Source organism: Phenylobacterium sp., assembly GCF_025351295.1.
GTDB lineage: Bacteria > Pseudomonadota > Alphaproteobacteria > Caulobacterales > Caulobacteraceae > Phenylobacterium.
The window spans coordinates 1-19,780 of record NZ_JANXWD010000160.1; the positions used below are offsets into that span (position 1 = coordinate 1).

At 71.2% G+C, this 19,780-nt stretch carries 23 protein-coding genes and 1 pseudogene; 19 read left to right on the forward strand and 5 right to left on the reverse strand.

All coding sequences use genetic code 11. The features are described 5' to 3' along the window. Positions 1-44 precede the first annotated feature (44 nt). Together Q0R13_RS21470 and Q0R13_RS21475 are read left to right on the forward strand one after the other, a co-directional pair. Entirely contained in the window at positions 45-974 is a 930-nt protein-coding gene (locus tag Q0R13_RS21470) for a hypothetical protein (protein WP_293907812.1), read from the forward strand. A 359-nt stretch (positions 975-1,333) separates the two neighbouring features. Then, the gene (locus Q0R13_RS21475) at positions 1,334-2,266 is read left to right on the forward strand and encodes a calcium-binding protein (RefSeq protein ID WP_293907814.1); all 933 of its coding nucleotides are present in this window, start codon (positions 1,334-1,336) and stop codon (positions 2,264-2,266) included. Positions 2,267-2,777: 511 nt separating this feature from the next. On the opposite strand, the pseudogene Q0R13_RS21480 reads toward Q0R13_RS21475, so the two are convergent. The 3 genes and pseudogenes from Q0R13_RS21480 to Q0R13_RS21490 all read right to left on the reverse strand — a co-directional run. Beyond that, positions 2,778-2,987: pseudogene (locus Q0R13_RS21480) on the reverse strand (STAS domain-containing protein); the annotation flags it as partial. A gap of 181 nt (positions 2,988-3,168) precedes the next feature. Next, the gene (locus Q0R13_RS21485) at positions 3,169-3,381 is read right to left on the reverse strand and encodes a type II toxin-antitoxin system RelE/ParE family toxin (RefSeq protein WP_366853404.1); all 213 of its coding nucleotides are present in this window, start codon (positions 3,379-3,381) and stop codon (positions 3,169-3,171) included. After that, the gene (locus Q0R13_RS21490; protein ID WP_293907818.1) at positions 3,369-3,548 is read right to left on the reverse strand and encodes an antitoxin; all 180 of its coding nucleotides are present in this window, start codon (positions 3,546-3,548) and stop codon (positions 3,369-3,371) included. Before Q0R13_RS21490 ends, Q0R13_RS21485 begins: the two co-directional genes overlap by 13 nt. Before the next feature lie 163 nt (positions 3,549-3,711). On the opposite strand from Q0R13_RS21490, the gene rplU reads away from it, so the two are divergent. The 17 genes from rplU to Q0R13_RS21575 all read left to right on the forward strand — a co-directional run bounded on the left by rplU (position 3,712) and on the right by Q0R13_RS21575 (position 19,013). Next, on the forward strand, positions 3,712-4,365 hold the full coding sequence (gene rplU / locus Q0R13_RS21495) for a 50S ribosomal protein L21 (RefSeq protein ID WP_293907820.1): 654 nt from the start codon (positions 3,712-3,714) through the stop codon (positions 4,363-4,365). Between the two features lie 32 nt (positions 4,366-4,397). Then, on the forward strand, positions 4,398-4,676 hold the full coding sequence (gene rpmA, locus Q0R13_RS21500; RefSeq protein ID WP_293907822.1) for a 50S ribosomal protein L27: 279 nt from the start codon (positions 4,398-4,400) through the stop codon (positions 4,674-4,676). A 133-nt stretch (positions 4,677-4,809) separates the two neighbouring features. Beyond that, complete coding sequence (locus Q0R13_RS21505) at positions 4,810-5,346, forward strand: GNAT family N-acetyltransferase (RefSeq protein ID WP_293907824.1); 537 nt, start codon at positions 4,810-4,812, stop codon at positions 5,344-5,346. Between the two features lie 20 nt (positions 5,347-5,366). Beyond that, entirely contained in the window at positions 5,367-5,906 is a 540-nt protein-coding gene (locus Q0R13_RS21510; RefSeq protein ID WP_293907826.1) for a biotin transporter BioY, read from the forward strand. Then, entirely contained in the window at positions 5,903-6,940 is a 1,038-nt protein-coding gene (obgE, locus tag Q0R13_RS21515) for a GTPase ObgE (RefSeq protein WP_293907828.1), read from the forward strand. Before Q0R13_RS21510 ends, obgE begins: the two co-directional genes overlap by 4 nt. Continuing rightward, positions 6,937-8,085, forward strand: coding sequence for a glutamate 5-kinase (gene proB / locus Q0R13_RS21520; protein WP_293907830.1), 1,149 nt, complete (start codon positions 6,937-6,939; stop codon positions 8,083-8,085). Before obgE ends, proB begins: the two co-directional genes overlap by 4 nt. A gap of 28 nt (positions 8,086-8,113) precedes the next feature. Beyond that, positions 8,114-9,682: an aldehyde dehydrogenase family protein gene (locus Q0R13_RS21525; protein WP_293907833.1), complete on the forward strand. Its 1,569-nt coding sequence runs from the start codon at positions 8,114-8,116 to the stop codon at positions 9,680-9,682. Positions 9,683-9,689: 7 nt separating this feature from the next. Next, positions 9,690-10,355 carry a nicotinate-nucleotide adenylyltransferase gene (locus tag Q0R13_RS21530; RefSeq protein ID WP_293907836.1) on the forward strand — a complete coding sequence of 222 codons (666 nt, stop codon included), beginning with the start codon at positions 9,690-9,692 and terminating at the stop codon, positions 10,353-10,355. Positions 10,356-10,391: 36 nt separating this feature from the next. Beyond that, entirely contained in the window at positions 10,392-10,859 is a 468-nt protein-coding gene (gene rsfS, locus Q0R13_RS21535; protein ID WP_293907838.1) for a ribosome silencing factor, read from the forward strand. Between the two features lie 189 nt (positions 10,860-11,048). Then, positions 11,049-12,437 (forward strand): amidase family protein, encoded by a 1,389-nt coding sequence (locus tag Q0R13_RS21540; protein WP_293907840.1) that lies wholly within the window; start codon positions 11,049-11,051, stop codon positions 12,435-12,437. A gap of 210 nt (positions 12,438-12,647) precedes the next feature. Beyond that, entirely contained in the window at positions 12,648-13,688 is a 1,041-nt protein-coding gene (locus Q0R13_RS21545; RefSeq protein WP_293907842.1) for an aspartate-semialdehyde dehydrogenase, read from the forward strand. A 10-nt stretch (positions 13,689-13,698) separates the two neighbouring features. Beyond that, on the forward strand, positions 13,699-14,163 hold the full coding sequence (gene rlmH, locus Q0R13_RS21550; RefSeq protein WP_293907844.1) for a 23S rRNA (pseudouridine(1915)-N(3))-methyltransferase RlmH: 465 nt from the start codon (positions 13,699-13,701) through the stop codon (positions 14,161-14,163). Beyond that, positions 14,163-15,014, forward strand: a complete 852-nt coding sequence (locus tag Q0R13_RS21555) for a peptidoglycan DD-metalloendopeptidase family protein (RefSeq protein WP_293907846.1) — start codon at positions 14,163-14,165, stop codon at positions 15,012-15,014. The genes rlmH and Q0R13_RS21555 overlap by 1 nt, the downstream gene beginning before the upstream one ends. Before the next feature lie 71 nt (positions 15,015-15,085). Continuing rightward, complete coding sequence (locus Q0R13_RS21560) at positions 15,086-16,480, forward strand: S41 family peptidase (protein ID WP_293907848.1); 1,395 nt, start codon at positions 15,086-15,088, stop codon at positions 16,478-16,480. An 83-nt stretch (positions 16,481-16,563) separates the two neighbouring features. Then, entirely contained in the window at positions 16,564-17,694 is a 1,131-nt protein-coding gene (locus Q0R13_RS21565; protein WP_366853410.1) for a divergent polysaccharide deacetylase family protein, read from the forward strand. After that, entirely contained in the window at positions 17,691-18,182 is a 492-nt protein-coding gene (locus Q0R13_RS21570; RefSeq protein ID WP_293907851.1) for an RNA pyrophosphohydrolase, read from the forward strand. The genes Q0R13_RS21565 and Q0R13_RS21570 overlap by 4 nt, the downstream gene beginning before the upstream one ends. A gap of 78 nt (positions 18,183-18,260) precedes the next feature. Further along, on the forward strand, positions 18,261-19,013 hold the full coding sequence (locus Q0R13_RS21575; RefSeq protein WP_293907854.1) for an alpha/beta hydrolase: 753 nt from the start codon (positions 18,261-18,263) through the stop codon (positions 19,011-19,013). Here Q0R13_RS21575 and Q0R13_RS21580 read toward each other — a convergent pair. Beyond that, complete coding sequence (locus tag Q0R13_RS21580) at positions 19,010-19,213, reverse strand: hypothetical protein (protein ID WP_293907857.1); 204 nt, start codon at positions 19,211-19,213, stop codon at positions 19,010-19,012. The genes Q0R13_RS21575 and Q0R13_RS21580 overlap by 4 nt on opposite strands. Before the next feature lie 47 nt (positions 19,214-19,260). Then, a partial coding sequence (locus Q0R13_RS21585; RefSeq protein WP_293907860.1) for a hypothetical protein occupies positions 19,261-19,780 on the reverse strand: 520 nt, incomplete at its 5' end.

A 19,780-nucleotide genomic window follows, 5' to 3' on the forward strand; every position in this document is an offset into this window, starting at 1 on the left:
CCTACGTCCGCGCCTGACGCACCCCGGCGCTAGGCTCCGACGCCATGCGCCGCAACTTCGACCCCGCCGACCGCCAGCGCCTCCTGGACGCGCTTTTCGAGCGCCGCTTCGCCGGCGAGACCTTCGAGCAGATCTGCGCCACGCCCGGCTGGCCCACCCGCCCGACGCTGCGCAGGTGGCTCCGTGAAGGCCCCGGCCTCGCCGAGCACGCCCGCGCCTGCCGCCGGGTCTCCCGCGAGCCCCGCGAGCGCTTCGCCTTCGACCCGCGCGCCGCTGAGGAGCTGCTGCGCCGCATCCGCTTCGGCGAGCCGCTTGGCCGGCTGATCCGCGAACCCCACTTGCCGCAACGCCGCGCGCTCAACGCCTGGAAGGCTGCCAACCCCCTGTTCGCCGCCGAGCTTGCGGCCGCCAAGGCCTTCGCCGACCCGCAACGCCGCCGCTACGGCCGCCGCCGCGCCCGTCCATGCTACGATGACGAGGCGCTCGCCGACCGCATCGTGCTGGCCCTCATCCGCGGCGCGACCTTGCCGCTGGTCTACCGCGACCCGGCCCTGCCCACCCCGCTGGGCCTGCGCCGCTGGCGCAAGGCCGACCCTGAGTTCGACCAGGTCATCCGCGGCGCCCTGGTCTTCGGCCACCAGGCCCGCGGCCGCGCCCGCACCGAGGCCCTCTGCACCCCCGCCCTCACCCAGGCCATCGAGCTCGGGATCGTCGAAGGCGCCTCCCTGGCCAGCCTCGGCGCCCGCCCCGAGCTGCCCAGCGTCACCACCCTCTACAAATGGGTCCGCGACCGGCCCGCCTTCGCGCAGGCCGTCGCCCGGGCCTGCGAATTCCGCGACGAGTTCCTCTACCGCGACGCCGTCCTCGACCTCGCCGAACGCCGCGGCCCCGCCGCCGCAACCGAGATCAACGCCCTGCATAAACGCCTCGGCCAGCTCAACCCCCACCCGGGCGCGCGGCGGCGGGGACCCTGAGCCCAAGACGCGTCCCCCCGGTCCCCCTCACCCGCAACGCGGGGGAGGGGGAACGCGAAGCGGTTGAGGGGGCGCTGGGGCCGTGCGCGGCGCCTAGTGGAGGGGGCGATAAGGGGGGCCGGCTGCCCTGCCGGGACGAACCTGGATCACCGATAGAGAGGGAGTGCTCTCGCCGGTTGAATTCCTGCAACCGTCTCTCAAAAGACTGAAGAAAGTGCCTGATCACCAATACTTTTTCAGATGCGCATCGAGGGTGCGATTGAGGCGGCATTTTCCACGTCAGCTGCAACCAAGGTCAATGCCGCGCCCGTAGATGAATCAGTCTCGACGCGTGTCCGAGCAATGAAGGGGGCCTTTCCGTGAGCATAATCAACGGGGACAACAATCCGAACGTGCTCCTCGGCGGCGCCGTCGCGGATAAGATCAACGGCTATGGCGGAGATGATGTGATTTCCGGCGGCGGGGGCAATGACCTGCTCGACGGCGGAACCGGCAATGACGTCCTTGACGGAGGGGCGGACGATGACGCCATCCACGGCGGCGTCGGCACGAACACGCTGGACGGCGGCGCGGGCGACGACGTGCTGTACAGCGACTCCGGCGCCTCTCACGACAATCTCAGCGGCGGCGCGGGCGACGACCTGTTCCACGTCTACGGCATCATCGGCGGCAAGATCGACGGCGGCGCCGGGGTCAACACGCTCGACTTCGGCGCGGGCTCCGCCACCGACTTCGACGGATCGTCCGGAACGGCGCTGTTCGGCAACATCCAGAAGGTCCAGGGCAATCTGAACGGCACGGCGGGCAACGACGTCCTGTCGCTTTCGACGCTCACCGGCGCGACCGGCACGCTCTACATCTATGGCGGAACCGGCAACGACAGCATCGCCGGCGGGTCCGAAGTCGATGTGATCCACGGCGGTGATGGCGACGACAATATTCGGGGAGGCCTCGGCGCCGATCAGCTCACGGGAGGAGCCGGGGTCGATACGTTTACATACAATTCCATCAACGACAGCCTGGTGGCAAACCCCGACCACATCACCGACTTTTTGTCAGGCGTCGATAAGATTGATCTGCGTGGCATCGACGCTAACAGCACTGTCGCAGGTAATCAGGCATTTGTTCTTGTCGGCGGTGATCATTTTACCGGCCTCGGTCAGATCCTCGTTACGGCTAACGGCCAAGGCGGTCTGATCGTATCCGGCAATACCACCGGTGATTTGGGCGCTGACTTTTCTATATCCCTGGATCACAGCACCACAATTTTTTCGACCGACTTCTTCTTGTGACCCGCGCTGAAAGCCGTGCCTCGGCGCATGCACCACCGGCCGCCATGCTGATCTGCCGCCATGGGCGCCAAGATCACCAAGGGGCGGCGGGCGCCGACGCCAGATGGCGATGCCGACATCGACGCTTTCGTGGCGAGCCCCACGCCGCGTCCTTCACGGGCTCGTCGCGTGAGAGCCCGTCGCGGCGAACAACCGCCCGCGGGGTCGCCTCACGAACGGAACGGCCATGAACACGCCCTGCCGCCCGGCATCCGATGGCGAGCCTGTTGGGTGAGGCGTGTCAAGGACGCTGGCTCCGCCCGCGCCGCCCCCAGGCGAGCCCTCCGGCCGTGTCGGCGGAGACGCCTCACCCAGCAGGCAAAACTCCGTCCATGGAAATTAAGGCTCAACCTGTCCCTCTTGCCTCCCACGCGAACCGGGGGAGGGGGACCGCGAAGCGGTGGAGGGGGCGCTGAGGCCGGGCGCGGCCCAGCGACCTCGACCACCGCTGCTGCGGCGCTTGGAATCCTGACTACCCTCCCAGGGCTGCCGCGACGCTATCGCAGACCTTGAACATCCTGTCGTAGCGGGAGATCGCGGGGATTTCCCTCACGCGCTGGTTAGGGTTGGCCAGGATGATCGCGATCCGGGCGCCTGCCCGCCTACCCGCCTCCGTCAGGCTCCGCAGGCCGCGCGATGGGAGATAGTGGAGGTCGGTGAGGTCGAGCACCAGGTCCATGCCGGCCGCCTCGGCTTCTTCGACGCCGAGGACGAGGCAATCGCGGAACTATTCCCAATTCCCTTCGTCGACGCGTCCGGACCATCGCCCGACGACCGCATTGGCCATCGTCTCCAAGGACCAATCGCCGCGGTCGCGATAGACGGCGCGCGCCGGCGCCGTAGGCGCGACAGCTCGTGGCACATCAGCCCGCCCCCGCCCAGCACGGCGGCACGGTCGCCAGTTCCCGCAGACCCCCAAAAGGCCGCCCACGCCCGGGATGCTCAGCCAGGGTCTCACCGGCCAGCTTCAGCCGCTGCGCCATGCGTTGCGCCGCCAGCGGCCGGAACTGATGGATGTGTGCCTGGATCGCCGCGAGGTCGGCCAGCGCTCGGCGCGACCAGACTACTTCAGCCACTTGGCGGGCGGCGGCGTCTCTTTGGCCGTCCCCCAGGTGTCGAGCCAGCGGGCGACGTCGTCATGCGGTACGACACGACCGGCCTCGATGTCGGCCAGACCCTCGGCGTCGGCGGCCGCCTCGGCCGCGTCGTCGATCTCTTCAAGGATGGAGGGCTCGGGTTTCACGCGGATCATCCTATCATGTTCGGCTCGCGCGGGTAGACCGGCCCAGCCCCGCCGTTGACTCGCCGCCGCTCGGCTGTATAACCGCCCACCTCTCGCCCGCGGGCTATCTCGCGGGCGCGTTCCGTATTGAACAGACACCTCTTAAGTACCGAAGGCGCGAACGATGTACGCGGTGATCAAGACCGGCGGCAAGCAGTACCGGGTCAGCCCTGGTGACGTGCTGGTGGTCGAAAAGCTCGAAGGCGAACCTGGCGCGGTGGTCGCGTTCGGGGATGTGCTGATGCTGGGTGACGGCGAGGCCGTGACGGTCGGCGCGCCGCTGGTGGACGGCGCCTCGGTGGCCGCGACCCTGGTGGAGACCCGCAAGGGCGAGAAGGTGAAGATCTTCAAGAAGATCCGCCGCCAGGGCTATCGCCGCACCGGCGGTCACCGCCAGGCCGAGACGGTCCTGCGGGTCACCGGCATCACCGCCGGCGGCTCGGAGACCAAGTGGGACGGCGAAGTGTCGCTGACCACCAAGGCCGAGTTGGATGCGCGGGCCCGCGGCCTGGACTTCGCGACCCTCAACGTCTCGAAGAAGACCCTGAAGGCCGCCGCCGCGGCCGAGACGGTCGCCAAGGCCAAGGCCCCCAAGGTGGTCGACACCGCCCCGGCCGAAGCCGCCCCGGCGCCCGAGCCGGAAGCCAAGGCCACCGCGCCGAAGAAGGCCGCTGCGCCCAAGGCCGCCAAGGCTGACGCGCCCGAAAGCAAGCCCGCCGCGACCAAAGCCGCGGCGCCGAAGAAGACCGCCGCCAAGAAGGACGACGCCGCGGAGTAATCCGGGCGCATCAGTAAGGACAGGAGCAGACCATGGCTCACAAGAAATCCGGCGGCTCTTCGCGCAACGGGCGCGACTCGGCCGGCCGCCGCCTCGGCGTGAAGAAGTTCGGTGGCGAGGCGATCAACGCCGGCTCGATCATCGTACGCCAGCGCGGCACCAAGTTCTGGCCGGGCCCCAATGTGGGCATCGGCAAGGACCACACCCTCTTCGCCCTCGTCACCGGTGCGGTGGCGTTCGTGACCAAGCGTAACAATCGCTGTTACGCCACGGTGGTCCCGGCGGCCGAGAGCGTGATCGCAGCCGAATAGGCGGAACCCTCTCCCCCGGTTCCGCCACACCAATAAGGCGGACCGGACACAAGACGACCTTTCGCGGGGAGTCCGGTCAGCCGGGCTCCCCGCTGTCGTTTTCAGGCCCCACGAGAGGGCCGGGAGGTACGAAATGTGCGCCATTGAAGTCAGACCCTCGATCGGGACCGATCGGCTGGTGTTGCGCGGGCCGGTGGCCGGCGACGCCCCGGCGATCACCGAGCTCGCCAACGATCCGGGCGTGGTCGGCATGCTGCAGACCTGGCCCTATCCCTATGAGCTCACCCACGCCGAGGCGTGGCTGGCGAAGGTCGGCCGCGCCGATCCCGCCTGCCGCACCGACTTCGTGGTCGAGCATCGGCAGTTCGGGGTGATGGGCGTGGTCGGGGTGGGGGCCAAGGATCCCGCGCGGCCGGAACTGGGCTACTGGCTGGGCCGGCCGTTCTGGGGGCGCGGCTATGCCACCGAGGCGGTGAGCGCGACCCTCGACTGGGTCAAGGCCGGCTGGCGCAAGAAGGTGGTCTGGGCCGGCCACTTCGCCGACAACGCCGCCTCCGGCCAGGTGTTGTGCAAGGCCGGCTTCCTCTACACCGGCGACGTGGTGACCCGGCCGTCGCTGGGCCGGGGCGGGGCCGCGACGCCAAGCCGGATGATGGTGTGGCTGGCGTGATACTGCTAAGCGCTCGCCCCATGACCGCCGCCCCGCTGCTCCGCGCCGTGGAGGCCCGCCCGTTCGCCTGGCGGGCGGCCGCCATCGTGGGTGGGGCCGGGCTGATGGCGGCGTCGTCCTATGCCGAGCTGCCGCTGCCGGGCGGCGTGCCGCTGACCCTGCAGACCCTGGCGCTGTTCGTGCTGGCCGGCGTGGCGGGCGGGCGGCTGGCGCTCCTGGCCGTGCTGCTGTGGCTGGCCGTGGCGGCGGCGGGGCTGCCGGTGCTGGCCGGCGGGGCGCATGGACTGAGCGCCGTCCTGGGCCACACCGCCGGCTTCCTGGCCGGCATGACCGCGGCGGCCTGGATCTGCGGCCGAGGGGCGGAGCGGACGCACGGGGCGCTGCCCCTGCTGGCGCTGTTCCTGGCTGGCCACCTGATCGTGCTGGCGGTCGGCTGGGCGGGCCTGGCCAGCTTCATGGACCCCGGCCCGGCCTTCGAGTTCGGCGTCCAGCCCTTCATCCTGGGCGCGGCGATCAAGTCCGTCGTGGCCGCGGTCATCGTCTGGGCGGCGGCGCGATGAAATTCCTCGACCAGGTCAAGGTCTATGTGAAGAGCGGGGCCGGCGGCGGCGGGGCCGTCTCGTTCCGGCGCGAGAAGTTCATCGAGTACGGCGGCCCGGACGGCGGCGACGGCGGCCGCGGCGGCGACGTCTGGATCGAGGCGGTCGAAGGGCTGAACACCCTGATCGACTACCGCTACCAGCAGCACTTCAAGGCCGGCACCGGCGTCCACGGCATGGGCCGCAACCGCCACGGCGCCAACGGCGACGACGTGGTCCTGAAGGTCCCGGTCGGCACCGAGGTGCTCGACGAGGACAAGGCCCTGATCGTCGACATGGACCGCGCCGGCCAGCGGGTGATGCTGGCCAAGGGCGGCAACGGCGGCTTCGGCAACACCTACTTCAAGGGCCCGATCAACCAGGCCCCGCACTACGCCAACCCGGGCCTCGACGGCCAGGAACTGGCCATCTGGCTCAGACTGAAACTTATAGCTGACGTGGGGTTGGTCGGACTTCCGAATGCAGGGAAATCCACCTTCCTGGCCGCCGCCAGCGCGGCGCGGCCGAAGATCGCCGACTATCCGTTCACGACGCTGACGCCCAACCTGGGCATGGTCGACCTGTCGCTGGGCGAGCGGTTCATCCTGGCCGACATTCCCGGCCTGATCGAGGGGGCCAGCGAGGGCGCCGGGATCGGGACGCGGTTCCTGGGCCATGTGGAGCGGACCGCGGTGCTGGTCCATCTGGTGGACGGCACCCAAGAGGACGTCGCAGGCGCCTGGCGCACCGTGCGCCACGAGCTGGAGGCCTATGGCGAGGGGCTGGAGTCCAAGTCCGAGATCCTGGCGCTCAACAAGATCGACGCGCTGGACGACGAGACCCGGGCGGCGAAGCTGGCCGAGCTCGAGGCCGCCTCGGGGGTGAAGGTGCGGCTGGTGTCGGGCGTCGCCAAGCTGGGGGTCACCGAGATCCTGCGCGAGGCCTATGGGCTGGTGCGCACCCAGAAGGGTGAGATCGCGGCCGAGGAGGCCGGGCCCGAGGATTGGGTCCCGTGAGCGAGCCGACGCCGTTCAACGACCTGAAGACGGCCAAACGCATCGTCGTCAAGGTCGGCTCGGCCCTGCTGGTCGGGCCGGATGGCGCGGCTCATGGCGTGTGGCTGGCCGACTTCGCCGCGGACGTGGCGCGGGTGCGGGCGCGGGGCCAGCAGGTGGTGATCGTCTCGTCCGGCGCAGTCGCGTTGGGGCGCCGCCGCCTGGGCCTGGGCAAGCGGGCGCTGACCCTGCCGGAGAAGCAGGCTTCGGCCGCCGCCGGCCAATCGGCGCTGATGCGGGCCTGGGAGGAGGCGCTGGAGCCGCACGGCATCGCCTGCGCCCAGGTGCTGCTGACCCGCGACGACACCGAGGTGCGCCGCCGCTGGCTGAACGCCCGGGCTACGGTCGAGACGCTGCTTGGGCTGGGCGTGATCCCGGTGGTCAACGAGAACGACACCGTGGTTACCGAGGAGATCCGGGTCGGCGACAATGACCGGTTGTCGGCACGTGTTGCGCAACTTGTAGGCGCGGAGGCCCTGGTGCTGCTGTCCGACGTCGAGGGGCTCTACACGGCCGACCCCCGGCGCGACCCGGCGGCGACGCTGGTGGCGCGGGTGGCGCGCCTGACGCCGGAGATCGAGGCCATGGCCGGGGGCGCCAACGCCGCGGCCGGCATGGGCACCGGCGGCATGGCCACCAAGCTGGAGGCCGCCCGCATCGCCAGCCACGCCGGCTGCGCCACCATCATCACCCTGGGCGCGCGTCCCGGCCCGCTGGCGGCGGTGGAGGCCGGCGCCGCCGCGACGGTGATCGAGCCCGGCGCCACGCCCAGCGCGGCCTACAAGGCCTGGATCGCCGGGTCTCTGGCGCCGGCCGGTTTCCTGACCGTGGACGCCGGCGCCGCCGCCGCCGTGCGCCGGGGCAACAGCCTGCTGGCCGCCGGGGTGACCGCGGTCGACGGCCGCTTCGACAAGGGCGACGCGGTGGTGATCCGCGACGAGGCGGGGCTGGAGATCGCCCGCGGCCTGATCCGCTATGTCGCCGAGCACGCCCGCCAGATCTGCGGCCTGAAGTCCGGCGCCATCGAGCCGGCCCTCGGCTACACCTCCGGCCCCATGGTCCACGCGGACGATCTTGCGCTGGCCGCTCATGCCGAGAGCGCGTAAGGCTCAAAGCGAGCAAAAGGGGGTTCCCGTGGACGACGGGGCGTCAGGCAAGGGAGCAGCGGCCGTCCGCACTGGGCGGCTGGAAGCGCTCGCGCCCGGCCAGGCGATCCCGTTCGGCGGCGACCAAGTCGCCTATGTGACCCCCGAACTGGCCGCCGCCTTCCGTCCCGGCGACCGGCTGGTGGTGGTCCAGGAGGCCGGCAACCTGCTGCACATCCCGGCCCGTGAGCACCTGGCCGCCGAGGCCGCCGTCGGCCGCGCAACGGCCGCCTTCGCCCGGATGGGCGAGGTGGACGACGCCGCCATCACCGCCTTCTTCGAGGCCTTCGCCCGCCGGCTGGAGGACGACGCGGCCTGGGCGAGGATCGCCGCCGCCAACGCCGCCGACGTCGAGGCGGCCCGCGCCCGGCGCCGCTCCACCACCCGGCTGGTCGCCTCGGCCGCCATGCGCGCCGACATGATCGCGGGCCTGCGGGTCTGGCGCGACGCCGAACCGCCGCGCGGCCGGGTGCTGGAGACCATCCGCCACCAGGGCTGGCAGGTCGAACAGGTGACCGCCCCGCTGGGGCCGGTCGGCTTCGTGTTCGAGGGCCGGCCGAATGTCTTCGCCGACGCCACCGGAGTGCTCCGGGCCGGTAACACCGTGGTGTTCCGGATCGGCTCGGATGCGCTGGGCACAGCGCGCGCCATCGTCGCCGAGGCGCTGGACCCGGCCCTGGCCGAGGCCGGCCTGCCGGACGGCGCGGCGGTGCTGGTCGACTCGGCCGCCCACGCCGCCGGCTGGGCGATGTTCGCCGACGCGCGGCTGGCCCTGGCGGTGGCGCGGGGCTCCGGCCCGGCGGTGGCCCAGCTGGGCGCCATCGCGCGGCAGGCCGGGACGCCGGTCAGCCTGCACGGCACGGGCGGCGCCTGGCTGGTGGCCGATGCGACCGCCGATGCGGACCGGTTCTACGCCGCCGTCTTCCACTCGCTGGACCGCAAGGTCTGTAACAGCCTGAACGTCTGCTGCATCGTGCAGAGCCGGGCTGACGAGCTGATGCCGCTGTTCCTCGAGGCACTGCAGCGGGCCGGCGAGCGGCGGAGCGGCTGCAAGCTCCATGTGGCGCAGGCCAACTTCGCCCGGCTGCCCGAGACCTGGCGAACGGCGCGGACGACGGTGATCCGCGCAGAGGGACGCGTTGAGGAGGCCCTGGCCGAGCCCATCGCCGACGCCGACCTGGGCCGCGAGTGGGAGTGGGAGGAGAGCCCGGAGGTCAGCCTGAAGATCGTCGCCGACACCGCCGAGGCCGTGGCCCTGTTCAACGCGCTCAGCCCCCGCTTCGCGGCCACGCTGATCTCGCAGGACCCGACGGCCCACGCCCGCTTCTACGAGACCGTGGACGCTCCGTTCGTCGGCGACGGCTTCACCCGCTGGGTGGACGGCCAGTACGCCCTGAACCGGCCCGAGCTGGGCCTCTCCAACTGGCAGCACGGCCGGCTGTTCGCGCGCGGCGGGGTGCTGGCCGGCGACGGCGTGTTCACGGTCCGCGCCCGGGTGCGGCAGGCCGATCCCCACCTCGATCGCGGGGGCGCGCCCACCCCGCCCCGCGCCGGCTGACCCGGGCATGTGGGCGGCAGGACCGGCGCCGCGCGCGCCCGCAGGCGGCCGACCAGGCGCGCTGCGCCTGGGGTTCACCCTGGCGCGCGGCATGCGGGTGGGGCTTTATGGCGGCTCGTTCAACCCCGCGCACGACGGCCACCTGCATGTGGCCGAGACCGCCCGGCGGCGGCTGGGCCTGGACCGGGTGATCTGGCTGGTCTCGCCGCAGAACCCGCTGAAGGCGCGCCAGGATACCGCCAGCCTCGACGACCGGGTCGCCGGGGTGCAGGCGCTGATCAAGGGCCGCGGGCACGGCATGATCGTCTCGCGCGCCGAGACCCAGTTGGGGTCGGCCTATACCATCGACACCCTGCGCGGCCTGAAGGCCCGGTTTCCCGGGGTGAAGTTCGTCTGGATCATGGGCGCCGACAGCCTGGCCAGCTTCCACCGCTGGAAGGGCTGGACCCAGATCATGCGCGAGGCGCCGGTGGCGGTGGTGTCGCGGCCCTGGATCTCGCTGAAGAGCCGTTTCTCGCCGGCCGCCCAGCGCTTCGCCCGCTTCCGCCGCCCCTCGCGCAGCGCCATCCGCCTGGCTGACGCGACGCCGCCAGCGTGGGTCTTCCTGTTCGGCCGGTTCAATTATCAGTCATCGACGGTGCTTCGGGCGCGCAGGGGCCTGCCGGCGGCATGACGTACCCGACAGCGCGGCTGACCTAGGGTCCATTCTGTGATAGCGTCCGCTCAGCGAGACCTAAGGAGCCACCCGCTGAACTCTGCATCTGCGCCCAAGTCGCGCAAAAAGAACCTGGCGCCGGTCACGGCCGACGCCGCGGCCGACCTCGACGCCCGCATCACCGCCGTGGGGGACCTGATCCTCGCCCGGCTGGACGACGACAAGGCCCAAGACGTCGTCTTCATCGACCTCAAAGGCAAGTCTCCCGTCGCCGACGGCCTGATCGTGGCCAGCGGACGGTCGCAGCGGCACGTCGGCGCAATGGCCGACCACCTGCTGCGCGCGCTGAAGGAGGCCGGCCACGGCCGCTGCCGGGTGGAAGGCATGCCCAGCGCCGACTGGGTGCTGATCGACGCCGGCGACGTGATCGTCCACCTGTTCCGGCCCGAGGTGCGCCAGTTCTACAACATCGAGAAGATCTGGTCGGTCGAGAGCGGCGGCCACCGCCAGGCCGCGCTCTAGCCGCGACCGTCCGACCTGCCCGACGTCCCGCTCGGATGCGGGCCTGACTCACACCGCCGTCGTTGGGGTGGTGCGCAACGGCGATCAAGCCGGCGTTCGCAGGGGCGCTTCACCATGAGCCACGGCTGCGGCCGGGCTGGACTCTCTCCCGGCCCGGTGGTCACGATCCGGAAACGAGGGAGCACAACCATGTCCGAGACCCTGAGCCGCGACCTGCTGGACCTGACGGCCGGCGAGCTGGTCGACGCCCTGGCGGCCCGCAAGGTGGGCGCGCTGGAGCTGGCCGACGCCGCCATCGCCCGCATCGAGGCCCGCGATGGCGCGATCAACGCCGTGGTGGTCCGCGACTTCGACCGGGCCCGGACCGCGGCCAAGGCGGCGGACGCGGCCCTGGCGCGGGGCGAGCGCGGCGCGCTGCTGGGCCTGCCGATGACGGTGAAGGAGTCGAACAACGTCGCCGGCCTGCCGACCACCTGGGGCAGCCCGGCGTTCGGCGCATGGACCGCCGACACCGACGCGGTGTTGGTCCAGCGGCTGAAGGCCGCCGGGGCGATCATCCTGGGCAAGACCAATGTGCCGCCGTTCCTGGCGGACTGGCAGAGCCACAACCCGGTCTATGGCCGCACCCGCAATCCGTGGGACCTGTCGCGCTCGCCCGGCGGCTCGTCCGGCGGCAGCGCCGCGGCGCTGGCGGCCGGGATGACGCCGCTGGAGTTCGGCTCCGACATCGGTGGGTCGATCCGGGTCCCGGCGCACTTCTGCGGCGTCTATGGCCACAAGCCGACCTTCGGCCTGATCCCGCTGCGCGGCCATTCCCCGCCCGGCCTGGACGGCGGGCCGATCGCCCTGGCCGTGGTGGGGCCTCTGGCCCGCAGCGCCGCGGACCTGGATCGCGCGCTCGGCGTCACGGCCGGCCCGGAGCCGCACGACGCCAAGGGCTATCGGCTGGACCTGCCGGCGCCGCGCCACGCCCGGCTGGCGGACTACCGCGTGCTGGTGCTGGACCGCCATCCGCTGGTCACTACGGACGAGGAGATCGGCGCGACGCTCGACACCCTGGCCACGCAGCTGGACGCCCTGGGCGCGCGGGTGTCGCGGTCCAGCGAGCTGATGCCCGACCTGACGGCGCAGCACGGCGTCTACATGGGGCTGCTCGGCGCGGCCATGTCGCGCGGGACGCCGGGCGCCACGACGATGAGCGCCCACGACTGGATGAACCTGCAGGACGCCCAGGTGGCCTTCCAGCGCCGCTGGGCGAGCTTTTTCGAGAGCTTCGACGTGGTGGTCATGCCGACCCTGGGCATCACCGCCTTCCCGCACGACGACGAGCCGGACATGCAAAAGCGCGTGCATGTGGTCAACGGCCGCGAGACGCCCTACTTCGGCCAGATCGCCTGGCCGGGGGTGGCCTTGCTGCCGAACCTGCCGGCCACGGCCTGTCCGATGGGCCTGTCGCGGGGCGGCCTGCCGATCGGGGTGCAGGTCATGGGCGCGCACCTCGAAGACCGCACCACCATCGCCTTCGCCGGCCTGCTGGAGCGCGAATTCGGCGGGTTCCAGGCCCCGCCGCCACTTTGAGAGAGCTTTACAGCGCAGCGTCCCGCCGCTAGAGGCGACGGCGATGTTCGCGCCCACGCAGAAAATTACCCGCAAAATGACCCGCTCCGGCGGGGCGTTTGCGGCTGCGCGCGGGTAACCCCGCCCCATCCCCGAAGCGCTCCGCCCGATGTGCGGGGCGCGCTCTTCCAGGCAACCCACGCGCATCGGGCCTCACCCCAGAGGTCTCCGATGTCCCTGTCGTCCTTCCCGAACCCGCTGCGAAATCCCTCGGTCGCCATCGTCGGCGCCACCGGGGCGGTGGGCGGGGAGCTGATCCGCTGCCTGGAGGATCGGGCCTTCCCGCTGTCCCGCCTGCGCCTGCTGGCCTCCCAGCGCTCCGCCGGGCGCGCGCTCAGCTTCCGCGGCGCACCCGCCCCGGTGGAGACCCTGGACGCGGACAGCTTCCGGGGCATCGACCTGGCGCTGTTCGCCGCCGACACCGCTACCGCCCGCACCTATGCGCCGCACGCCACCGCGGCGGGCGCGGTGGTGATCGACAATTCCTCGGCCTTCCGCATGGACCTGGACTGCCCGCTGGTGGTGCCGGAGGTGAACCTGGAGACCCTGAGCGGCCACCGCGGCGTCATCGCCAATCCCAACTGCGTCGCCATCCTGGCTTGCGTCGCCGTCGCCCCCCTGCAGCGGCGGTTCGGCCTGCGGCGGCTGCAGCTCTCGACCTACCAGGCAGCCTCCGGCGCCGGTGCGCCAGCCATGGACGAGCTGGCCCAAGCTACCGAGGCCTATCTGGCGGGCCGGAGCTACGCACCCCGGGTGCTGCGCCACCCCTATGCCTTCAACCTGTTCAGCCATGACGCCGAGGTCGATCCGCAGAGCGGCTACAACGGCGAGGAACTGAAGGTGATGGCCGAGACGCGGCGGATCCTGGGCAGCTTCAACCTGCCGATCGGGGTCACCTGCGTGCGGGTGCCGGTGCTGCGCGCCCACGCCATCGCGCTCAGCCTGGAGCTGGACGCCCCCGTGCCGCCGGCCGCCATCCGCGAGGCCCTGGCCGAGGCGCCGGGCGTGTGCGTGGTCGACGACCGCGAGGCCAACCATTTCCCGATGCCGGTGGAGGCGCAGGGGCAGGGCGAGGTGCTGGTGGGCCGCATCCGCCGCGACCTGGGCGATCCGTCCGGGCGCTCGGTGGCGCTGTTCCTGGCCGGCGACCAGCTCCTGAAGGGCGCGGCGCTGAACGCGGTGCAGATCGCCGAACGGCTGCTGGTGGCGTAAGCCTCGATCCGTGAAGATCGCCATCGTCGCCATCGGCCGCCTGGCCCGCTCGCCGGAGACGGAGCTGGTCAAGCTCTATGCCGACCGCGCCACGGCGGCCGGCCGGGCGCTGGGCTTGGGGCCGGTCGAGGTGGTCGAGGTGGAGAGCCGCAAGCCCGGCAGGGCCGCCGAGGCGCAGGCGCTCAGGCCCCAGGCGGCCGACAGCCACGTCATCGCCTGCGACGAACGCGGCAAGGCCCGGGCCAGCCGCGCTTTCGCCGAGGAGATCGCCGTGCTGCGGGATCGCGGCGTGCGCCGGCTGGTGTTCCTGATCGGCGGCGCGGACGGGCTGGACCCGGCGCTGGTCGCTCAGGCGCAGGGGACGCTGGCCTTCGGGCCGCAGACCTGGCCGCATGCCCTGGCGCGCGCGATGCTCAGCGAACAAATCTACCGGGCCGTCTCGATTCTGGCCGGATCACCGTATCATCGCGACTGATGCGGCGGATTCTCCTTCTTGGAACGATAGGCGCGGTGGTGCTTGGCGTGGGGGTGCTTGGCGTTGGGGCGGTGGCCGCCACCACCGGGCGGCTGGCGCGGCTGAATGTCGCCGAGACGGCGCTCACGGTGGACCAGGGCGCCAACACCCACCGACTGGCGCGGCTGCTGTCGGTGCTGGAGCAGTTGAAGCAGGACCCGCCCCCGGCCCTGCTGGTGTCGCCGCAGGACGCCAGGGACGCCGTGCGCGCCGCCATCCTGGTCAGGGCCATGACGCCTGAGTTGCAGCTCCGCGCCCAGAGCTATGCCGAGGGGGCCAGCGAGGCGATGCGCCAGCGCCGGCTGGCGGCGGTGCAGAGCGAGGCCCTGTTCGAGCGCGACAGCCTGATGGCCGACGCGACGCCCGAGCCCGCGGCCGGCCTGCCGATCCGCGGGACCACCACCCAGGAGCCGGCGCCCGAGAGCCCGCCGACCCGCCTGGTCCTGCCGGTCCAGGGGAGCGTCCTGCGGCGCTTCGGCGCGCCGATCGCCGGCGGCGGGCGTGCCAACGGCCTGACCTTCGCCGCCGCCAAGGGCGCCCGCGCGGTGAGCCCCGCGGCCGGGCTTGTGCAGTACGTGGGCCCGGTCAAGGGGTGGGGCGTCATCGTGATATTAAGACTAGCGGGCGGATATCATCTCGTGCTTGCTGGTCTTGAGAGAACCTCGGTCCAGGCCGGACAATCCGTCGCGGAGGGTCAGGCTGTCGGATGGGTTCCCGATGGTCGACAATCGAACTCTGAACTCTACCTGGAAGTCCGCGAGCAGGGGTCGCCCGTAGATCCCTCCAGGTGGCTGAACAAGAAGTCGGGCTGACACGGCCTCAAAACCGTCTTCACAGCCTGATCGTTAGGCGGCTCAAGCCGTCAAGGGAGTCTAGGCAGGCTATGAAGAAGTATCTCCTGATCGGCGCATCGGCGTTCATCCTCGGTGCGGGATCCATGGCCTACGTCAGCCAGCAGGCGACCGCCGCGGCCCAGCCGCGCGCCAAGACCTACCGCATGCTGGGCCTTTTCGGCGACGTGCTGAACACGGTCGAGAACCAGTATGTGACCGAGGTCGACGACACCAAGCTGATCCAGTCGGCGATCGACGGGATGCTGACCTCCCTCGACCCGCACTCCGGCTACCTGGACCCCGAGTCCTTCGACGACATGCGCGACCAGACCCGCGGCGAATATGGCGGCCTAGGCCTGGAGGTCACCAGCGAGGACGGGGTGGTCAAGGTGATCTCCCCCATGGACGGCACCCCCGCCGCCAAGGCCGGGATCAAGCCGGGCGACTACATCACTTCGGTCAATGGCGAGAGCGTGCTGGGCCTGTCGGTGACCGACGCTGTCAAGCAGATGCGCGGCAAACCGGGCGAGACGGTCAGCCTGACCATCGCGCGCGAAAAGTCCGACCCGTTCGACGTCAAGCTGGTGCGCGAGGTGATCAAGCCCAAATCCGCCACCGCCAAGCTGGACGGCGACAACGTCATCCTGCGGGTGTCCAGCTTCAACGAAAAGACCACCGACGAGACTGAGGCCGCCTTTGCAGAGATGAAGGCCAAGAACCCGCACATCAAGGGCGTGATCCTGGACCTGCGCAACAATCCGGGCGGCTTGCTGGACCAGGCGGTGGGGGTCTCCGACCTGTTCCTGGAAGGCGGCGAGATCGTCTCCCAGCGCGGCCGCGATCCGCGCGACGTCGAGCGCTACAACGCCCGGCCCGGCGACATCACCGGCGGCCTGCCGATGGTGGTGCTGATCAACTCCGGCTCGGCTTCGGCGGCGGAGATCGTCGCCGGCGCGCTGCAGGACCGCAAGCGCGCCGAACTGGTCGGCCCCACCAGCTTCGGCAAGGGGTCGGTGCAGACCGTGATCCCGCTGCGCGGCGGCATCGACGGGGCGCTGAAGCTGACCACGGCGCGCTATTACACTCCGTCCGGCCGCTCGATCCAGAAGACCGGGATCACCCCGGACCTGGAGGTCGCCTCCACCCGCGAAGAGGCCCAGGCCATCGCCAACCGCGCCTACCAGTTCTCGGAAGCCAGCTTCAAGAACGCGCTGAACGCCGACGAGGGCAAGATCCGCAAGGGCGCCCACGAGCCGGCCGAGGCCCCGCCGGAAAGCTTCGACGAGAAGAAGGATTTCCAGGTGACCCGCGCCGAGGACGTGCTGCACTTCGGCTCGGTGGCCGCCACGCCGAAGCTGCCGAAGCCCACCGCCCGCCTGGCCGAGATCGTCAGCAAGGCGAGGGTGGCCGAAGTCGCGAAGCCGCCGGCGACCGCGCAGAAGTAGCGACGCTTTTCCCTCCCCTTCATGGGGAGGGAAAAGGTACGTTAACCACGATCGGCGATGCTCCTGGTTGAGGAGTTCCGCCCTTGGCCGCCATCGCTCTGCCCCAGATCAAGTTGCCGAAACTGGCGCTGCCCGGCGTCAAGGCCGGCGCGATCCTCAAGAGCCCGATCGTCGGCCTGGGGGCGGCCGGGGTGCTGTTCGCCGGCGCGGTCGTGGCCCTGGTCAACCTGGTCGGGCCGATCGGCGGGGCGACGGACCTGCGGCTGCCGCTGGACCCGGCGCTCCGCGCGGCGCCGGCCGGCTGGCGCGAGGCGCTGAAGCCGCTGCACGGCCCGGCGCATGTCTATTCCGACGTCCTGAAGCTGTCCGAGCGTCCGTTCGCCGCCGCCGCTGCGGCCGGCTGGTCCCACGCCGCGGCGGCGCCGGCCTTTGCGGGCGGACCGCTGCCCCCCGCGCCGCTGGCCGGGTTCTATGCGCCGGGTCCCGGCGGGCCCCTGCCGATCATCGCCCAGGACGGGCGCACCCCGGCCCAGGCCTATGCGCGGCCCTTCCACGCCAACGGCCGGCCCAAGGTGGCGGTGATCGTCGGCGGCCTCGGCCTCAATGAGCGGCGCACCCGCGAGGCGATCGAGACCCTGCGGCCCGAGGTCACCCTGTCGTTCTCGGTCTACAGCCCCGGCCTGCAGGGGTGGATCGACATGGCCCGCGCCCGTGGTCACGAGGTGCTGCTGGAGACCCCGATGGAGCCGGTGGACTACCCCGACAACGACGCCGGCCCCTCCACCCTGATGGCCGACGGCCAGCCGCCGGAGACGGTGAAGCGGCTGGAGTGGATCCTGTCGCGCGCCACCGGCTACTTCGGCCTGACCAACTACATGGGCTCGCGGTTCCTGGCGACGGACCCGGCGTACAATGCTTTCGCCAGTGCGCTGCGCGGCCGCGGCCTGGCCTTCGTCGACGACGGCCTGGCGGCGCGGCGGGGCGGCGGCGTCCCGCGCGCCACGGCCGAGCGGGTGATCGACGACAAGCTCTCGGGGCCCGCCATCGACCAGCAGCTGGCGGCCCTGGAGGCCGGCGCCCAGCAGCGCGGCCAGGCCCTCGGCTCCGGCTTTGCCTATCCGGTGACGCTGGAGAAGGTTGCGCTCTGGGCCAACACGGTGGAACAGAGGGGCTATCAGCTGGCTCCCGCCTCCGCCCTCACCGCGAAGAAATGAACGCGCTTCCCGAGTACCGGCCCAACGTCGGCGTGGTCCTGTTCCACCCGGACGGGCGGGTCTGGCTCGGCCGCCGCGCCCACACCCCGGGGCCGCACAACTGGCAGTTTCCGCAGGGCGGCGTGGACGCGGGCGAAGACCTGGAAGCCGCCGCGCGGCGCGAACTGGCGGAGGAGAGCGGGGCGGTGAGCGCCAGCTTCCTGGCCCGCACCGACGGCTGGATCACCTACGACTTCCCGGCGGATTTTTCCGGCCCCAAGTCGACCCGCGGGTTCAAGGGCCAGAAGCAGGTGTGGTTCGCGTTCCGCTTCGACGGGGCGGAGAGCGAGTTCGATCTCGGCGCCCACCACGAGCCGGAGTTCGACGCCTGGCGCTGGGGCTACCTGGCCGAGACGCCGGAGTTGATCGTGCCGTTCAAGCGCCATACCTATGAAGCCGTGGCCAAGGCCTTCGCCGCCTTCGCTGCGACCAAGAGCGCCGCGGCCTGAATCCTGCATCGCGCGGCCGAGGTTCGGTCTAGACTGGATCCTCAAGTTCCTGGGGCTCCGGGGGGAGCAGCTTTATCCATGCCAACGGTCGTGATGACGCACGGCGCCTTCTGCGGCGGCTGGGCCTTCGACGCCTTCCGCGCACCCTTCGAGGCCCAGGGCTGGACCGTGCTCGCCCCCGATCTGCCGGGGCATGGGCCGCGGGGTTCGGTCGCCGGCCTCTCGATGACCGACTACGCCGGCAGCCTGGTGAAATTCTGCCAGGACCTGCCGGAGCGTCCGGTGCTGCTGGGCCACTCGATGGGCGGGCTGGTCAGCCAGATGGCGGCGCGGCGGGTAGAGCCCCGGGCCCTGATCCTGCTGGCGCCCTCACCTCCCTGGGGGGTCAGCGGGTCCAGCATCGAGGAGGCGGTCACGGCGTTCGGCGTCAGCGTGGCCGATCCGTTCTGGTCTGGGGCGGTGACGCCCGATCGCAGCATCATGCGGATGCACAGCCTGGACCGCGTGCCGCGCGAGGCGCGCGACGCCATCCTGGAGCGCCTGGTCCCGGAAAGCGCGCGCGCCGTGCGCGAGGTGCTGAACTGGTGGCTCGATCCGTTCATGACCACCAGCGTGGGCAGCGGGCCGTTGCCCTGCCCGTCGCTGGCCATGGCCGGCGAACGCGACGTCGTCCATCCGACCGCAACGGTGCGCCAGACGGCGCAGCGGGTGGGGGCGGCATTGCAGGTCATGCCCGGCATGAGCCACTGGCTGATCGGGGAGACGGGCTGGGAGCTGGTGGCCGACGCCACGCTCGAATGGCTGGCGTCGGAGGCCGTGGCGGTCGCCTAACGCCGCCGCGCCTTCCACGCCCAGCGCAGCAGGCCGAACAGCGAGACCACCGCCCAGGAGCCTTCCATCGCTGTGGCCGAGAGATTGAAGCTCTGGGTCAGCAGCGACCACAGGATCAGGCAGGCGCCGGCGAGGTTACAGCCGAGCGAGAGCGGACCTTCCGGATCGACCCGCCCCACGGCCGCGCCGGCGTAAACCACCAGGATGACCAGGACGCCGAGGAGACCCGCGGCGTCCGTAAGGCCGATCAGAACTTGCGTTCCTGGTACTGCATCGTGCCCATGTCGAACTTCGCGTTCACCTGGCTGTCGTCCGCCTTGCGCACCGTCGAGAAGTTGAGGCCGATGCTGTCGGTCGAGGTCAGATATTCCCACGACCGGCGCACCCGCTTCAGGCCGTCCGGGTCCTGCGGCTGGGTGTAGTTGGCGGTCGGGTCCAGCGGTGGCTGGTGCACGAAGGCCCAGACGTTGAGCGCCTTGGCGATCTCGGCGTCGGATCCCGCCGCGTAGTGCAGCTCGACGCTGCAGACGCCCTTGTTCGAGCCCGGCGGATAGAGCACCGCCTGGTAGGTCTTGTCCGTGCCGAACGCCATGGTCCAGGTCTGGTCGCGGCGGTTCAGCTTGGCGCCGTTGGACTTGGCGATGTCCTCGAACTTGCTCCCCTTCACGACGGGCAAGCAGATCTTTTCCAGGATCGAGATGGCGGTGGCGCCATCGCCGGTGGTCGGCAGGGTGGGCGCGGGCGGCGGCGCCTCGACGGCGGGGGCA

Excerpts from the sequence above, each read along its gene's own strand:
- rpmA (WP_293907822.1), top strand. The coding sequence starts at position 4,398 with ATGGCTCACAAGAAATCCGGCGGCTCTTCGCGCAACGGGCGCGACTCG.
- Q0R13_RS21530 (WP_293907836.1), top strand. The coding sequence starts at position 9,690 with ATGTGGGCGGCAGGACCGGCGCCGCGCGCGCCCGCAGGCGGCCGACCA.
- rplU (WP_293907820.1), top strand. The coding sequence starts at position 3,712 with ATGTACGCGGTGATCAAGACCGGCGGCAAGCAGTACCGGGTCAGCCCT.
- Q0R13_RS21510 (WP_293907826.1), top strand. The coding sequence starts at position 5,367 with ATGACCGCCGCCCCGCTGCTCCGCGCCGTGGAGGCCCGCCCGTTCGCC.
- Q0R13_RS21505 (WP_293907824.1), top strand. The coding sequence starts at position 4,810 with ATGTGCGCCATTGAAGTCAGACCCTCGATCGGGACCGATCGGCTGGTG.
- Q0R13_RS21570 (WP_293907851.1), top strand. The coding sequence starts at position 17,691 with ATGAACGCGCTTCCCGAGTACCGGCCCAACGTCGGCGTGGTCCTGTTC.
- Q0R13_RS21575 (WP_293907854.1), top strand. The coding sequence starts at position 18,261 with ATGCCAACGGTCGTGATGACGCACGGCGCCTTCTGCGGCGGCTGGGCC.
- Q0R13_RS21470 (WP_293907812.1), top strand. The coding sequence starts at position 45 with ATGCGCCGCAACTTCGACCCCGCCGACCGCCAGCGCCTCCTGGACGCG.
- Q0R13_RS21555 (WP_293907846.1), top strand. The coding sequence starts at position 14,163 with ATGCGGCGGATTCTCCTTCTTGGAACGATAGGCGCGGTGGTGCTTGGC.
- Q0R13_RS21560 (WP_293907848.1), top strand. The coding sequence starts at position 15,086 with ATGAAGAAGTATCTCCTGATCGGCGCATCGGCGTTCATCCTCGGTGCG.
- Q0R13_RS21540 (WP_293907840.1), top strand. The coding sequence starts at position 11,049 with ATGTCCGAGACCCTGAGCCGCGACCTGCTGGACCTGACGGCCGGCGAG.
- Q0R13_RS21545 (WP_293907842.1), top strand. The coding sequence starts at position 12,648 with ATGTCCCTGTCGTCCTTCCCGAACCCGCTGCGAAATCCCTCGGTCGCC.
- obgE (WP_293907828.1), top strand. The coding sequence starts at position 5,903 with ATGAAATTCCTCGACCAGGTCAAGGTCTATGTGAAGAGCGGGGCCGGC.